At 72.6% G+C, this 11,271-nt stretch carries 9 protein-coding genes, 1 tRNA gene and 1 pseudogene; 4 read left to right on the forward strand and 7 right to left on the reverse strand.

Annotated elements, in window-relative coordinates:
- A pseudogene (locus tag ACZ6SQ_RS38095) lies at positions 1–88 on the forward strand (DUF4097 family beta strand repeat-containing protein); the annotation flags it as partial.
- 518 nt (positions 89–606) lie between these two features.
- Here ACZ6SQ_RS38095 and ACZ6SQ_RS38100 read toward each other — a convergent pair.
- The 3 genes from ACZ6SQ_RS38100 to ACZ6SQ_RS38110 all read right to left on the reverse strand — a co-directional run bounded on the left by ACZ6SQ_RS38100 (position 607) and on the right by ACZ6SQ_RS38110 (position 2,997).
- Positions 607–1,371: a polysaccharide deacetylase family protein gene (locus tag ACZ6SQ_RS38100; RefSeq protein ID WP_469570599.1), complete on the reverse strand. Its 765-nt coding sequence runs from the start codon at positions 1,369–1,371 to the stop codon at positions 607–609.
- A 439-nt stretch (positions 1,372–1,810) separates the two neighbouring features.
- A complete protein-coding gene (locus ACZ6SQ_RS38105) occupies positions 1,811–2,032 on the reverse strand; it encodes a hypothetical protein (protein WP_386387439.1) in 222 nt (73 codons plus the stop codon).
- An 894-nt stretch (positions 2,033–2,926) separates the two neighbouring features.
- Positions 2,927–2,997: transfer RNA gene (locus tag ACZ6SQ_RS38110), tRNA-Gly, on the reverse strand.
- Positions 2,998–3,273: 276 nt separating this feature from the next.
- On the opposite strand from ACZ6SQ_RS38110, the gene ACZ6SQ_RS38115 reads away from it, so the two are divergent.
- The 3 genes from ACZ6SQ_RS38115 to ACZ6SQ_RS38125 all read left to right on the forward strand — a co-directional run bounded on the left by ACZ6SQ_RS38115 (position 3,274) and on the right by ACZ6SQ_RS38125 (position 4,669).
- Entirely contained in the window at positions 3,274–3,432 is a 159-nt protein-coding gene (locus tag ACZ6SQ_RS38115; protein WP_386387447.1) for a hypothetical protein, read from the forward strand.
- 167 nt (positions 3,433–3,599) lie between these two features.
- The gene (dcd, locus tag ACZ6SQ_RS38120) at positions 3,600–4,175 is read left to right on the forward strand and encodes a dCTP deaminase (protein ID WP_386387449.1); all 576 of its coding nucleotides are present in this window, start codon (positions 3,600–3,602) and stop codon (positions 4,173–4,175) included.
- Complete coding sequence (locus ACZ6SQ_RS38125) at positions 4,172–4,669, forward strand: phosphoribosyltransferase (protein ID WP_469570602.1); 498 nt, start codon at positions 4,172–4,174, stop codon at positions 4,667–4,669. Before dcd ends, ACZ6SQ_RS38125 begins: the two co-directional genes overlap by 4 nt.
- 119 nt (positions 4,670–4,788) lie before the next feature.
- On the opposite strand, the gene ACZ6SQ_RS38130 is transcribed toward ACZ6SQ_RS38125, so the two are convergent.
- From ACZ6SQ_RS38130 to ACZ6SQ_RS38145, 4 genes are all read right to left on the reverse strand, one after another.
- Positions 4,789–5,802 carry a Yip1 family protein gene (locus tag ACZ6SQ_RS38130; RefSeq protein ID WP_469570604.1) on the reverse strand — a complete coding sequence of 338 codons (1,014 nt, stop codon included), beginning with the start codon at positions 5,800–5,802 and terminating at the stop codon, positions 4,789–4,791.
- Between the two features lie 141 nt (positions 5,803–5,943).
- Complete coding sequence (locus ACZ6SQ_RS38135; RefSeq protein WP_469570606.1) at positions 5,944–7,422, reverse strand: VCBS repeat-containing protein; 1,479 nt, start codon at positions 7,420–7,422, stop codon at positions 5,944–5,946.
- A 266-nt stretch (positions 7,423–7,688) separates the two neighbouring features.
- Positions 7,689–8,978, reverse strand: a complete 1,290-nt coding sequence (locus ACZ6SQ_RS38140; protein WP_469570608.1) for an FG-GAP repeat domain-containing protein — start codon at positions 8,976–8,978, stop codon at positions 7,689–7,691.
- Positions 8,979–9,351: 373 nt separating this feature from the next.
- Positions 9,352–10,884: an esterase gene (locus ACZ6SQ_RS38145; RefSeq protein WP_469570610.1), complete on the reverse strand. Its 1,533-nt coding sequence runs from the start codon at positions 10,882–10,884 to the stop codon at positions 9,352–9,354.
- Positions 10,885–11,271: the final 387 nt, after the last annotated feature.

The following is an 11,271-nucleotide window of genomic DNA, read 5'->3' on the forward strand; positions in this document are numbered from 1 at the left end:
CAACAGCCTCACCAACACCGAAGGCGCCGCCGCCGTGACCTTCCACGCCACCACCGCCCACGGCGACATCACCGCCCGCAGCCTCTGAACCCGAAGGAGACCCTCATGCAGTCGCCGCTCGTCCAGCAGCCCGAGACGGCGACTCCGTCCGGCCCCGGCTCCGCCGCCTCCTTCCTGCGCTTCGTGCTCTTAGGAGGAGGCGTCGGAGTCCTCTCCAGCCTCGCGGTCCCCCTGCTCGCCCAGCTCCTGCCCTGGGCCCTGGCGAACGCGCTCGTGACCGTCGCCTCGACCCTCCTGTGCACCGACCTCCACGCCCGCTACACCTTCGCCAAGGGCCGCGGCGCCGACCGGCGGGAGCACTGGCAGTCCGCCGGCTCGGCCGCCGCCGCCTACCTGACGACCACCGCCGCGATCCTCGCGCTCCACCTGGCCCAGCCCGCCCCGGCCCCCCTGACCGAACAACTCGTCTACCTCACGGCCGCGGCCCTCACCGGCACAGCCCGCTTCCTCGTCCTGCGCCTCCACGTCTTCGCCCGGAACTCCCTGGGCGGAGCGGCACTTCGCGGTGACGGTCGCGCGACCTGCCCCGAGTCCGGACGCAGGGCCTCAGCGCACCGGGAACCCGAAGGAGTAGCCCTGCTCCTTCAGCCACGGGAGGATCTCGCGCAGGGCGTCGACGGTCTGGGAACGGTCGCCGCCGGCGTCGTGGAAGAGGAGCGTCGGCCCGTTGGGCAGTTCACGCTTGACCGTGGCGACGATGGCGTCCGCGCCCGGCTGTTCGAAGTCCTTGGTGTCGACGTTCCAGCCCAGCGGGCGCATGCCCCGGGAAGCGGCGAGGGTGCGGCTGTAGGGGGTGAACGCTCCGCCGGGCGCCCGGTAGTACATCGGCCGTACACCCCCGGAGGCCTTGGTGATCATGCGCTCGGCCTCGAGGATCTGCTGCGACTGGTAGGCCTGGGACTGCTTGTCCATGGTGGTGTCGTGCGACACCGAGTGGTCGCACAGCCGGTGCCCGGCCGCGACGACCTTCTTCACGAGGTCGGGGTGGGCCTGGGCCTGCGTCCCCACCATGCAGAACGTGGCCTTCACCCCGTACTCCTCGAGCACGTCGAGCACTTGGGGGGTGTACACGGGGTCGGGGCCGTCGTCGATGGTGATGTTGACGCCGCGCTCGCCCTTGTCCGAGGAGTGCGCGATGGTCACGTCGACCGGCTTCACCTTGACCGGGGCGGCCACGGGCGACTTCGGCGAGCCGCCGGTGTCACCGGCCTGCGCCGTCCACACGGAGGCGCCGACGGCGAGCAGGGTCACCCCGAGCGCCGACCCGACCACCTTGCCGTACCAGCCTCGCCCGCTGACGTGCCGCCCCATGTCCGCCCCGCCTTCGCCCTGTTCCGCGCCGAATCCCGGTCGCGTCGCGACCACCGGGTGAGACGGGATACGGGGGCTGCGGGATGCGTCCGTTACCAATCGCGGACGATCCCGGGGGAGTTCGCGGACAACTCACCGAGGTGTGCGGCTCCGTGGGAGGAACCGCACCTCTCGCCGCGGCCCGACGAACGTCCTGGGCGGGAACATCCTGGGCGGGAACGTCCTAGGCGGGATCCTGCGCGTCCTCGAGCAGCAGGGCCTCGTCGTCCCCGAAGTCGGGGGCCTGGAAGGGGTTGGTCACCGGACGCGGCGACGCCGCGGTCGCGCCGCGGGGCTGCCCCTCCAGGGCGGAGAACAGCGATGTCGAATCGATGGGAGGACTCTCTTTCTCTACAGGCCCCTGAACGGGCCTGGTGTGCCGTGACCGGGCACAACGGTGCTACAGCTTGGTCATCTTGGCGTAGGGGCTCAAGATCCGCATCTGCGCCGAGCCGAAATCCACGTGAGCCGCGATTCCGTCCTCGATGCCGACCACTCGGCCGAGGCCGTACATGTCATGGGTGACCTGATCCCCCACGGCGAAGTGCTTGGGAGCCGGTACGACCGGGGCCTTGAAGGGGCTGGTGGGCAGATGACGCTTCGGCGCGGCAGGCTTTGTCATGGCTCAGTATGAGCCCATCGGCGCCGCGTTTGCTGTGGCCATCGGCACAGATCACCACGGAAACACCCGCCGCACGCCGCTGACCTGGGGTTCGGCGATCCGTCGCGGCGAAAAGACAACCTGGCGACCGTCGAGGACGCGCCAGGCACCGGGGCACGAGAGCGGCCCGGCCCCACTTACCGGTGACCTCTTCCTGGCAGGGCACCGGCATGGACGGTCCGGCCAGGACTGCCGGGATCCGGCAGTGCGGCGGGGGTGCCGGCGTCGGCAGGATGGAGGCCGAGGGGAGCACGCGACGGGGGGCGCGATGCCGGGCACCTGCCGGTGCCCGGCATCCGGACACCGGGCCGTGCCGAGGCCGTCGTACGACGGGGTCGACAGGAGGCTGGGCATGGGGACGTTCTTCGAGGCCGCCACGGGCTTCCCGGGCTTCCTGTTCACCGTCCCCCTGCTGACCGCCGCGGGCTTCTGGCTGCTGGTCGCAGTGGGCGCCGCCCGCGCACGCACCTTCGACGCGGACGCCGACCTCGACGCGCTGGGGCTGGGCGGGGTACCCGTCGCGGTCGCCTTCTCGCTGTGGACGGGCTTCGCCTGGGCCGCCGGCCTCGGTGCCGTCGTCCTGCTGGAGCCGACGGTCTCCTCGGGGCCGTCCCGCGCGCTGACCGGACTCGCCGTCCTCGCCGCCGCTCCCTGCGTCGCCTGGTGCGCGACGCGGGCTCTGGTGGGGGTGCTGCGCCGCCTGCGCCGCGACGAACCCGGGCCGTCCTCGCCGCACTTCGCGGGGCCGCCCCGCAAGCCACAGCCGGACCGGTCACAGACGCACCGGCCACAGACGCACCGGTCATCGCCCGGACAGCAAAAAACCCCAGGCGGTCGGCCTGGGGCTTCGAGAAGAGCGGGTGACGAGAATCGAACTCGCGCTCTCAGCTTGGGAAGCTGATGTTCTACCATTAAACTACACCCGCGTAAGACGCCGAGATGATCGGTGTCGTGAACGCTCGCCCACTCTACCCCATGCCAGGTCCCCGGTGTCTCAGCCGCGGGACCTGAGTCTGTTTCAGGGGAGCGATGTGGCTGCGGGGAGCCGGAGTTGGGGCGTACGGTGGGGGCTTCGCGGCGGGGCCCGGCGGGTCGGAGTGCCGCCTGGAGGGGCGTCCCTTTCATCCCGTAATGTGGCCCTCCGTCGTCACCGGATTCCAGCCGGAGTGACGCGGCTCTTGGGGAAGGGACTCTAGGACTTGATGGAAAACACCCTCGTCCGCTGTGCCGACGGGCACGTCTTCAGCACCGCTTCGTTCCCGATGCAGCAGGCCGAGCGGCTCGGCCCCGGCCGGCTGGTGCGGTGTCCGCGCTGCGCCCGCCTGCGCAGCGTCGTACCGGTCACGCTCCAGAAGCGGTGACCACCGGGCGTGGTGACCGCCCGGTTCCCGAGGCCGCTCCGGTGGCCCGTTCCGGGCGGTGACCGGCGCTTACCTGCGGTGACCGGCGGACGCCGGCCGTCCGCATCCCCCGCGCGCGGAGTCGTCACGATTGTGGCGGGTCCGCGCGCCTTGCGTATCCTCGGGGCGTGCTTCTCTCAGACAAGGACATCCGGGCCGAGATCGACGCCGGGCGGGTACGGATCGATCCCTACGACGAATCCATGGTGCAGCCGTCGAGCATCGACGTACGGCTGGACCGTTATTTCCGGGTGTTCGAGAACCACCGGTACCCCCACATCGACCCCGCCATCGAGCAGGCCGACCTCACGCGGATGGTGGAGCCCGAGGGCGACGAACCGTTCATCCTGCACCCGGGCGAGTTCGTCCTCGCGTCGACGTACGAGGTCATCACCCTGCCCGACGACCTCGCCTCCCGGCTGGAGGGCAAGTCCTCCCTCGGGCGGCTCGGGCTCGTCACCCACTCCACCGCCGGGTTCATCGACCCCGGCTTCAGCGGTCATGTGACCCTGGAGCTGTCGAACCTGGCCACGCTCCCCATCAAGCTGTGGCCCGGGATGAAGATCGGCCAGCTGTGCATGTTCCGGCTCAGCTCCCCGGCCGAGTTCCCGTACGGCAGCGAGCGGTACGGGTCCCGTTACCAGGGGCAGCGCGGGCCGACCGCCTCCCGCTCCTTCCTCAACTTCCACAGGACCCAGGTATGAGCGACGTCCGCGAGAACCTGACCTACGAACGCTTCGGCACGGCCGTCCGCGAGCTCGCGCAGACCATCGCCGACGACGGCTACGAGCCCGACATCGTGCTCTCCATCGCCCGCGGCGGCGTCTTCGTCGCCGGTGGCCTCGCCTACGCGCTGGACTGCAAGAACATCCACCTCGTGAACGTGGAGTTCTACACCGGCGTCGGCACCACCCTCGAGATGCCCGTCATGCTCGCCCCCGTGCCCAACGCGATCGACTTCTCCGACAAGAAGGTCCTGATCACCGACGACGTCGCCGACACCGGCAAGACGCTCAAGCTGGTGCACGACTTCTGCCTCGACCACGTCGCCGAGGTCCGCTCCGCCGTCATCTACGAGAAGTCGCACTCCCTGGTGAAGTGCGAGTACGTGTGGAAGCGCACCGATGAGTGGATCAACTTCCCGTGGTCCGTGCTGCCGCCCGTCGTGCAGCGCGCCGGTCAGGTGCTCGACGCCTGAGCGGCCGCGACGGCTTCCGGCCCGTTCGGGGACGTGAGAGGGCCGTGAGAGGGACGTGAGGCACGAGAAGGCCCCCCGGCGCTCCGCCGGGGGGCCTTCTCATGCCGTCGGTGACGGTCTCAGAACGTGCCCAGCTTCACGATCGACAGCAGGGCGACCAGCTGGATCGCGGAGGCGCCCAGCGCCTTCGGCCAGGGCAGGTCGTGCGAGCGGCTCACCATCATCGTCAGCAGGGCGCCCGCGGCGATCCAGGTGGCCCAGCCGACCACCTGGACGAACGTCGCGTCGCCGCCCGCGAACATGGCGAGCACCAGCCGCGGTGTGTCCGTGATGGACATGATCAACATGGAGAGGCCGACCGTCGGCTGCCACGCCCCGTCGCCGCCGAGCTGACGGGCCAGGGTGTGGGTCACCACGCCCAGGACGAAGGCCGCGATCACCATGGCCACGCCCGTCGTCAGGACGATCGGCACCGCGTTGGAGATCGTGGCGTTGATCGCGTCCGAGCGGGTGTCGTCGAAGCCGAAGACGGCGAGCAGACCGTAGAGGAAGGTGACGACCACGGCCGGGCCCCAGACCGCGTAGTCGCGCATCTGGAGGAAGGTCTGGCCGGGTGCGAACACGATGCCGCGCAGCAGGGCCTTCCAGTGCAGCCGGGGTCCGATCGGACCGGCCGGGGGCGTGCCGCCGGCGTGGTACGTCTCGCCCTGGTTGTAGTGCTCGTCGATCGAGAAGGCCTGGGTGTGACCCGGGTTGTTCGCCGCGTACGGGTCGTGGGCGCCCGGACCGTACGGGTCCTGGCCGCCGAAGTACTCCGGCTCGCCGTGGTTCCCCCAGTCACCGCCGCCGCCCTGTCCGCCCGGCGGCTGCTGCCGCCTGGCCTGCGGGTACGGCTGTGGCGCCGCGGGGTAGCCGTACGACGGGCCGCCGCCTTGCGGGGCGCCGCCGTACGACGGGCCCCGGGGCACCTGCCGTCCGTGCGGGGGGTGTTGCGGTCGCGCTTGCGGGGCGCGGTCGTCCCGGCCGCCGCGTCCGATCCTGAATCCAGCCACGCCTTCGAACGTACCTGGTCCCGCAGAACGACGCGGCGGACCCGGCCTTTCGGGCCGGGCTTTGCGGCCGAGCTGTGACATCCCCTACGGCCTTCCCGTACGGGTCGGGGCCGGCCCGGGGCCCCGTGCCCCGTGTATCCCTCACACATCCCCTACGGGGCCGCCCGGCGAGCTCCCGGGCGGTTCCCTCCCGGCTCCCGCGGGGTCCCGTCCTACGACCGCTCAGTCGGCGAAGTTCGCGCCGAACAGCGGCTGGCCGGCCGTGGAGACGCCGGCGGCGGTGGGCGTGACCACGCGCGAGCCGGTCGCGGTGATCCTCGTCCCGCCGGAGGGCAGGAAGGTGACCGTGCCGTCGCCCGCGTTCTCGGCGGAGCCGACGATCAGGTCGGCTCGGCCGTCGCCGGTGACGTCGTCCAGCTTCACGTCGTAGCCGAACATGTCCTTGTCCTCGCTGGTGTCCGGCACGCCCGCGGTGTCCTGGGAGAAGGCCTGGCCGCCGGAGGTGACGTTCAGGCCCGTCCGGGAGCCGTACAGGACGGTGACGACGCCGGTGTCCGCGTCGTCGCCGATGCTCTCGCCCGCCGCGCCGACGGCCAGGTCGGCGAACCCGTCCCCGTTGATGTCGCCGAGGTCGAGCTCGAAGCCGAACCAGTCGTTGTTCTCGGCGGTGCCGGGGACGTTGCCGGTGTCCTGGGTGATGCCGACGACGGAGCCCGGGCCGGTGGCCGAGCCGTAGGTGATCCAGACCTTGCCGCCCTTGCCCGCGTACGGGGTCGCGGTGCCGTCCGGCTGGGTGGTGTCGGCGTCCCAGCCGCTGACGATGTCGCCGAAGCCGTCGTTGTTGATGTCGTCGACGCCGGTGATCACGCCGGGCTTGAGGGACTTGGCGGCGGAGACGTTCAGGCCGCTCGCGGTGCCGGGGACGTAGAAGTTGCGGTTCCAGCCGGCCCGGGACGTGGTCTCGTAGCCGTCGACGATCAGGTCGGTGCGCCGGTCGCCGTTGACGTCGCCCGCGGTGAGGTTGATCGGGCCGCGGGCGGTGCCGCCGGACTTCACCGGGGCCTTGAAGGCGGTGCGGGCGCGGCCCGCGGCGCCCGAGGCGGTGATGCCGCCCTTGTACACGTAGACCGTGTTGGTGGTGTTGCCGACGGCCAGGTCCGCCTTGCCGTCGCCGTCGAAGTCGCCCGCGGCCAGGTTCTTGCCCCAGTTGTCGTGCGCACCGGGAGCCGGGTCCGGGATCAGCACGCCCCGGCCGGTGATGCCGGAGCGCGAGCCCCACAGCACGGTCAGGGTGCCGCTGTCGGCGTCGCCGCGGACGTCGTCCCAGGGGGCGGAGACGGCGATGTCGTCGTAGCCGTCGCCGTTGAAGTCGGCGTAGGCGTGCTCGGAGCCGAAGCCGTCGCCGGTCTCCGCGGCGTCGGGGGTGCCGGTGGAGTTCTGGCTGATCAGCGACCGCTTGGCGGAGGATATGCCGCTGCCGGAGCCGTACAGCACGGCCAGCTGTCCGGCGCGGGCCTTGCCGGACACGGTGGCGCCCCAGACGGAGAAGGCGACGTCGCCGATCTTGTCGCCGTTGAAGTCGGCCTGCGGGACGTGGGCGGAGTCGGCGGCCGTCGCCGTGGCCGACGTGAACGCGAGGAGACCGCCCGTCAGCGCGGCCGCCGTGGCCGTCGCGAGGGTCAGTCGCAGATGCTGCTGCATGCGGAGCTCTCCTGCTGCATGCGCGGAACCCGGTCGGGGCGTCCGCGGAACGGGGGTGGACCGGCCGGCGCGCGCACCGTCGTCGGCGCGCGCGGCACGGGTCGACGATCATGTGACCTGTGTGAAGTCCCGAGGGTTGTAAGGGATTTCGGCCAGGTTGCGGGGCTGCTGTGGCTGACGGGACGTGCCCGTGCCGGCATACGGAGGTCCAGGGCGCCGGAGCCCTCGGCCCGGGAGCCGGGGGATCGGCAGGGGCTCCGAAGGCGTCAGCCCGGCAGGAACTCGCGAGTGGAGAACGTCGCGGTCGGGGTGTCGGCGATCACGCCGTCCTTCGCTCCCGGGTACACCGCCACCGTGTCCTTCGTCTCCCCGAGGTACGTCCGTACCACCAGGTCCGCCAGGCCGTCCCCGTCGAAGTCCGCCGCGGCCAGCACCCGCGAGGTGCCGCGGGCGGTGGGCTCGACGCGCGTCAGGTCCTCGGTGGACGGTCCCGCCGCACGGCCGTGCAGGACGCGGATGCCCGAGCCGCTGGAGACGAGTTCGCCGAGGCCGTCCCCGTCGAAGTCGGCGGTGTCCAGCAGGGAGCCGCCGACGGCCAGCGTGGCGCGGGTGGGGGCCGGGAGGTCGTAGCGCAGGGCGGTCTCCGCGATGCCGCCGACGGCCGCGTCCAGGTTCGCGCCGCGGCCGAAGCGGCCGAGGGCCACGTCGAGGCCCTCGGGCAGGAGCGTGCCGGGGCCCGCCGGGCCGGTGGGGCCGCCGAGGACGAGCGCGGCGGCGGAGCGGCCCTCGGCGACCCGGACGACCAGGTCGTCGTCGCCGTCGCGGTCCACGTCGGCGACCGGGCCGGTCGGCAGGTTGCCGGGGACGTGGACGGGCGCGCCGGCCGCGCGCGGGGCGCCCTTGCGGTTGAACGGGCCGCGCAGGAAGCTCAGTTGCCAGTCCGAGGCGTGCACGACCAGATCGGCCTTGTCGTCGCCGTCGAAGTCGCCGCACACCGGTTGGTCGGGCCAGTCGTTGCCGGCCCGCGCGGCGGCGGGGATCACGAGCTTGACCGCCTTGCCGGTCAGGCCGCGCGGCGAGCCGAAGAGGATCTGGAGCGGGACGGGCGGCTGTCCCTGCCCGTCGAAGGGCGGGTCGGTGGAGACGACGAGGTCGGTGAACCCGTCCGCGTCCAGGTCGCAGCTCGCCTCCGCGTCGAACACGGCGGGCAGCTCACCGTCGGTGGGGACGGCGTTGCGGGCCGGGCTCAGCAACTGCCGGGCGCCGGGCGTGAGTCCCTGCGGGCCGCCGTAGACGATGCCGATCCCGGCGTCGTCGCTGTGCGCCTGCGCCTTGACCAGGTCGTTGAGGACGAGGTCGCGGCGGCCGTCGCCGTTGAAGTCGTCCGGGACCTTGCTGCCCTTGCCGCCGGGGACCGGGAGCGAGGCGGGCGCCTGGGCGGCCTTGACCGCCGGGGTCTTCTCCGGGGCCTTCGCGTCGTCGCCGGGCAGGGGCCCGCAGGCGGCGAGGAGAACAAGACAGCCGACGGCCGTCAGACCCGTTCCGAGGGTGCGCATGCTCACCGTCCGTCCCGCCAGCCCCGTCGACAACGACTCAGTAGTGAAGCACGCGTTCGAACGGGGCGACACCCCCGGGTTACCTCCCGGTCACCACTGGGTCCTTATGGGCCGATTGCGGCCCGGGGATGTCGCCGTGGAGAGCCGTCACAAGAGCCCTGGGCCCTGTCGTCGAACTCCCGCCCGCCCCGCGACGCCCTGCACGCTCCCCCACTTCGTGGGAGGTGCCCCCACTCGCCGCACCGGGCACAAGCCCGAGTACGTCCGGTACGAGGGCTTGCACCCGGCACTCCCCCAGAGGGGGACCCCCAGAGCACGCACCTGACGCCGCAGGGCCGCCCTCCGGGCGACGACGGGAGCTTGACGACAGGACCTAGTCGTCGATCACCGCCCCGTACCGCGCGTTCAGACCGGAGACGCCGAACGTGCCCAGGCCGTACGTCCACGAGCCCGACGTGGTCAGCCCCGCGGACCCGGCGGAGAACACCCACACGGCCCCGTCGGCGGTGTTCTCGCCGGGCGCGGCGGCCAGCAGGCCGAAGCGGCCGTCGTCGTTCGGGTCGGTGAAGGCCACCTGGCCGCCGAACCGGTCGCCCTTCTCCACCGCGCCCGGCACCCGCGCGGTGTTCTGGGTGACCGACCAGGCTCGGGACGCCGTCATGCCCCGCGCCGAGCCGCGCAGGACGACGACCTGGCCCGCGTCGGCGACCGTGCCGACGTTCTCCTCGGGGACGCCGATCGCGACGTCCGCGTAGCCGTCGCGGTCGGTGTCGCCGACGGAGAGGTCGGCGCCGAAGCCGTCGCCGCGCTCGCTCGTGCCCGGGACGCCCGCCGAGTCCTGGGTCCACCACACCGGCGGGGTGCCCGGCCCCTCCCGGCCGACGGGTCCGTCCGGGCCGCCCCGGTAGTAGCCGACCATGCCGCCGGTCATCGACTCGCCGCCGTCGTCCGGGCTGTGCGGTTCGCCGGTGACCAGGTCGTCGTAGCCGTCGCCGTCGACATCGCCCGAGGCGACGACCGGGCCGCCGCGCAGAGCGAGGACGGGCAGCGGGTCGGCGTCGGCGGCCGTGCCGGGCAGGACGTACGACCATCCGTACCCGGGCTCGGCGCCCGTGCTGGTGCCGGAGACCACCAGGTCGGCGAAGCCGTTGCGGTCGTAGTCGCCGGTGGTGAGCGACCTGGGGCTGATCCCGGGGGCGGTGGCCCGCGAGGTGCTCGAGGGCGCGGTGAGGCGGTGTCGCGAGGTCAGCTCGGCCTGCCGGTGCGCACCGCCCCCGGCGGCCCGGGAGGCGGTCTCGAAGCGGTAGACGGACGGCCCGACCCGGTCCAGTACGGCGAGCAGGTCGCCCGGCGTGGTGTCGGTGAAGCGCGCGGCCGCGAGGGCGCTGCCGAACCGCGCCCCGGACCTGGGGATGTCGTCCTGGAGCCAGAGGGTTGCCGCGCCGGTGAGCCCGCGGGGCGTGCCGAAGAACACCACGACACCGCCCGCGTCGGCGGCGCCGGTGAGGTCCTCGCCCGGCAGGCCGACGACGGCGTCGTCGTAGCCGTCGCCGTCCAGGTCGCCGGTCGCCACGGCCCGCCCGAACCCGTCGCCGGTCTCGGCTCCGCCGGGCACCCCGGCGGAGTTCTGGCTGAACACCCGCGCGTTGCGGGTGCCCATGCCGCGGGACCCGCCGTACTGCACGGTCACCGCACCGGCGCGCTGCCGCCCGGCGACCGTGGCGTCCGGGGCGCCGACCAGCACGTCGTCGTAGCCGTCGCCGTTGAAGTCGGTGTTGCGGTCGTCGGCGCGGGTGCCGCCGGGGGTGCCGGCGTACGCGGCCGGGGCAGTGGCCACGGCCGCCCCGGCGGCGAGCAGGAACGCGGCGGCCGCGACCGCGGCCGAGCGCGAACGAAGGGTGCGCATGAGCGGCTCCTCGTCTGAGAAACGACCCCGGCGGCAGGACGCGGCCGGGTGCTCGGGAAGCGCGGGGGGTGTACGGGGGTGTCCGGAAAGGTCCCGTTCCTTGACCGGCATCGTGTTTGACACGAGGTGGGGGGAAAGGGTTGTACGCCCCTCAGAGCCGCACTTCGGCCACTTCGGCGACGGTGTACGGCGGCACGGCACGGGTCCCGTGAAACGCCGACGCCCCCTGCCGCTGGGGCAGGGGGCGTCGGAAGGCGCCTTTGACGAGGGTCACTTCACGGGTTCGGGTTCCGGGGTGTGTTCCTCTTCGGGGGTGCCGGTGGGGTCGGTGGGGGTCTTGACGGATTCGAGGAGGAGCTGGGCGACGTCGACGACCTGGATCGTCTC

The sequence above is a fragment of the Streptomyces sp. NPDC048600 genome (assembly GCF_055587025.1).

Bases quoted from the DNA above. Each gene is read 5' to 3' on its own strand.
- ACZ6SQ_RS38100 (WP_469570599.1), bottom strand. From the start codon at position 1,371: ATGGGGCGGCACGTCAGCGGGCGAGGCTGGTACGGCAAGGTGGTCGGG.
- ACZ6SQ_RS38105 (WP_386387439.1), bottom strand. From the start codon at position 2,032: ATGACAAAGCCTGCCGCGCCGAAGCGTCATCTGCCCACCAGCCCCTTC.
- ACZ6SQ_RS38115 (WP_386387447.1), top strand. From the start codon at position 3,274: ATGGAAAACACCCTCGTCCGCTGTGCCGACGGGCACGTCTTCAGCACC.
- ACZ6SQ_RS38125 (WP_469570602.1), top strand. From the start codon at position 4,172: ATGAGCGACGTCCGCGAGAACCTGACCTACGAACGCTTCGGCACGGCC.
- ACZ6SQ_RS38130 (WP_469570604.1), bottom strand. From the start codon at position 5,802: ATGTCACAGCTCGGCCGCAAAGCCCGGCCCGAAAGGCCGGGTCCGCCG.
- ACZ6SQ_RS38135 (WP_469570606.1), bottom strand. From the start codon at position 7,422: ATGCAGCAGCATCTGCGACTGACCCTCGCGACGGCCACGGCGGCCGCG.
- ACZ6SQ_RS38140 (WP_469570608.1), bottom strand. From the start codon at position 8,978: ATGCGCACCCTCGGAACGGGTCTGACGGCCGTCGGCTGTCTTGTTCTC.
- ACZ6SQ_RS38145 (WP_469570610.1), bottom strand. From the start codon at position 10,884: ATGCGCACCCTTCGTTCGCGCTCGGCCGCGGTCGCGGCCGCCGCGTTC.